General features: G+C 50.0%; 2 tRNA genes. Both read left to right on the forward strand.

Annotation, left to right across the window (positions count from 1 at the left end):
* Nucleotides 1–23: 23 nt before the first annotated feature.
* Nucleotides 24–99, forward strand: a tRNA-Ala gene (locus PVK62_RS17620).
* 31 nt (nt 100–130) lie between these two features.
* Nucleotides 131–206 (forward strand) — tRNA-Val (locus tag PVK62_RS17625).
* Nucleotides 207–264 lie beyond the last annotated feature (58 nt).

Genomic DNA, 264 nt, shown 5'->3' on the forward strand with positions numbered 1-264 from the left:
TCCTCCCAAGGAAATAAAAATATGGGGCTATAGCTCAGCTGGGAGAGCGCCTGCCTTGCACGCAGGAGGTCTGCGGTTCGATCCCGCATAGCTCCACCATTCTTTCTCACGAAGGAATTAAAACTTTCGTGGGCGATTAGCTCAGTTGGGAGAGCACCTCCCTTACAAGGAGGGGGTCACTGGTTCGAGCCCGGTATCGCCCACCATCTTTAAGTATTCTCCTTGAGAGTCTTTAGAAATGGTTTCGAAAGAAACATTGCTCTT

The sequence above is a fragment of the Aliivibrio sp. S3MY1 genome (genome assembly GCF_028765575.1).
Lineage (GTDB): Bacteria > Pseudomonadota > Gammaproteobacteria > Enterobacterales > Vibrionaceae > Aliivibrio.